The organism is Pseudomonas sp. DrBHI1 (assembly GCF_002205115.1).
GTDB lineage: Bacteria > Pseudomonadota > Gammaproteobacteria > Pseudomonadales > Pseudomonadaceae > Aquipseudomonas > Aquipseudomonas mosselii.
This window is the reverse complement of the sequence record NZ_NIBE01000142.1, coordinates 57,609-59,996: the sequence shown is the minus strand read 5'-3', so window position 1 is coordinate 59,996 and position 2,388 is coordinate 57,609. Positions and strand designations below refer to the sequence as shown.

The window sequence follows — 2,388 nt, the reverse complement described above, 5'->3', positions numbered from 1 at the left end:
CACCAAGGTCGACAGCGCGTCGATGATCGAGGAGCGCGGATCGGTGCGGTAGTCGATGGACACCAGGGGGCGTTCTTCGTAGCCCAGGATGTCTTTCAGCGGTCCTTCGGCCGCCGCCTTCAGCAGCGCGTTGACCTCCTCAGCCGTCGTCTCACGCTCAACTTCGAACACACAGTCGGTCAGCGAGGCGTTGGCCAGCGGTACACGCACGGCGTGACCATTCAGCTTGCCACGCAGCTCGGGGAAGATCTCGGCGATTGCGGTGGCCGAGCCCGTGGTGGTCGGGATCAGGCTCATGCCCGAGGCACGGGCGCGGCGCAGGTCCTTGTGAGGCGTATCGAGGATGCTCTGAGTGTTGGTGAGGTCGTGGATGGTGGTGATCGATCCGTGGCGGATGCCCAGGTTCTCGTGAATCACCTTGACCACCGGGGCTAGGCAGTTGGTAGTGCAAGAGGCGGCGGTAACGATGCGGTGCTGCGCCGGGTCGAACAGGTGCTGGTTGACGCCCATCACCACGTTCAGTGCGCCTTTCTCCTTCACGGGAGCGCAGACCACCACGCGTTTGACGCCCTGATCCAGATAGGCCTGGAGCTCGGCTACCGATTTCATCTTGCCGCTGGCCTCGATGACCAGGTCGCAGCCCGACCAGTCGGTGTCGGCGATGGTCTTGTTCGCGGTGACCTGAATGCGCTTGCCGTCGATCACCACCATACTGCCCTCAGCATGGGCTTCACGGTGCCAGCGGCCGTGGACCGAGTCGAAGTTAATCAGGTGGGCATGGGTCTCGGCGTCTCCGGCCGGATCATTGATCTGCACAAACTCGAACTCTGGCCAGTCCCAAGACGCGCGCAGCGCCAAGCGACCGATGCGGCCAAACCCATTGATGCCTACTTTGATTGCCATGGTGTTGTTCTCGCGTAGCCGTCAGCGGACGGTCAGAGGGTATTGGCGAACAGGTTGATGTAGTCGACGTGCGCAGGGTTCCGAATCGCACGTGGGCGCAGGGCCTGGACCTGAGCAACAGCTTCCTGCACGGGAATGCCGCACTCGATCATCAGGCGGGCCGCAAACAGCCCGGTGCGGCCGGAGCCGCCTTTGCAGTGAATGGCGATCGTCTTGCCAGTCATCACCAACGCTTTCAGGCGGTCCCCGTGGATCTCCCAGGCGGCAGCAAAGGGCTCGCCGGGCGCCTGGTCGTCTTCCACCGGCAGGTGGAACCATTCGAGGCCCAGCAGTTGGCACTCCTCGGGCAGCAGGTCGATCTCGTTCTGCAGCAGCTCTTCACTCGGCATCAGGGTGACCAGTGCACTCGCACCAGCTTCGCGCAGCGTTGCCAGCGCGTGGGATACCGAGGTTTCCTTGGTGCCAGGGCACGGGGTGAAGATCAGCTGGCCGATCAACTCGGGAGTGGCCAGCACGGAATACGGGTGCAGTTGCATGCTCAGAAAGCCTCAGATGGAGCGTTGATTAACGCGTTTGGAAAGCTCTTCAGCCGACTCCTTGCGCTCGGAGTAGCGATCGACCAGGTAGTCGGCGCGGTCACGAAGCAGCAGGGTGAACTTCACCAGCTCCTCCATCACGTCGACGACACGGTCGTAGTACGCCGAGGGCTTCATGCGGCCGGCCTCGTCGAACTCCAGGTAGGCCTTGGGTACGGATGACTGGTTGGGGATGGTGAACATGCGCATCCAGCGACCGAGGACGCGCAGCTGGTTGACCACGTTGAACGATTGCGAGCCGCCGCAGACCTGCATCACCGCGAGGGTCTTGCCCTGCGTTGGGCGCACGGCGCCCATGCTCAGTGGAATCCAGTCGATCTGCGACTTGAACACACCAGTCATCGCGCCGTGGCGCTCAGGCGAGCACCAGACCATGCCTTCCGACCACAGCACCAGCTCACGCAGTTCCTTGACCATGGGGTGGTCATCGGGCACGTCATCCGCCAGTGGCAGGCCGGAGGGATTGAAGATCCGCGTCTCCGCACCGAAGTGCTCCAGCAGGCGTGCCGCTTCTTCTGTCAGCAGACGGCTGAAGGAGCGCTCGCGGGTCGAGCCGTACAGCAGCAGGATGCGAGGCTTATGGGTGGACTTTTGCTCGACTGCCAGTTTGTCTGCTGTCGGCAGGTCGACCAGATCGTTGTCGATGTTGGGGATGTGATGTTCGGTCATGATTTACTCCTGAGACAAGGCACCAGAGGGCTGATCAAACCAGCGGCGCTTGAGCCACAAGGCCACGCCCACCAGCGAGATCAACACCGGCACTTCCACCAAGGGGCCGATGACAGTGGCAAAGGCAACCGGCGATGCGAGGCCGAAGGTGGCGATGGCCACGGCAATGGCCAGCTCGAAGTTGTTGCTCGCTGCGGTGAACGCCAGCGCGGTGGTGCGC

Annotated in this window: 4 protein-coding genes; all 4 read right to left on the bottom strand. The window is 62.7% G+C overall.

Translation table 11 applies throughout. From position 1 onward, the window contains the following. On the bottom strand, positions 1 to 903 hold a 903-nt coding region (locus CC207_RS25570), incomplete at its 3' end, for an ArsJ-associated glyceraldehyde-3-phosphate dehydrogenase (RefSeq protein WP_088853003.1). Positions 904 to 935: 32 nt separating this feature from the next. Continuing rightward, entirely contained in the window at positions 936 to 1,439 is a 504-nt protein-coding gene (locus tag CC207_RS25565; protein ID WP_088853002.1) for a dual specificity protein phosphatase family protein, read from the bottom strand. 12 nt (positions 1,440 to 1,451) lie between these two features. Next, positions 1,452 to 2,168 (bottom strand): arsenical resistance protein ArsH, encoded by a 717-nt coding sequence (gene arsH / locus CC207_RS25560; RefSeq protein ID WP_088853001.1) that lies wholly within the window; start codon positions 2,166 to 2,168, stop codon positions 1,452 to 1,454. A gap of 3 nt (positions 2,169 to 2,171) precedes the next feature. Next, on the bottom strand, positions 2,172 to 2,388 hold a 217-nt coding region (locus CC207_RS28110), incomplete at its 5' end, for an arsenic resistance protein (protein ID WP_371916521.1).

What these genes read in the sequence shown, in the direction of transcription:
- arsH (WP_088853001.1), bottom strand. Translation starts at nt 2,168, where the DNA reads ATGACCGAACATCACATCCCCAACATCGACAACGATCTGGTCGACCTG.
- CC207_RS25565 (WP_088853002.1), bottom strand. Translation starts at nt 1,439, where the DNA reads ATGCAACTGCACCCGTATTCCGTGCTGGCCACTCCCGAGTTGATCGGC.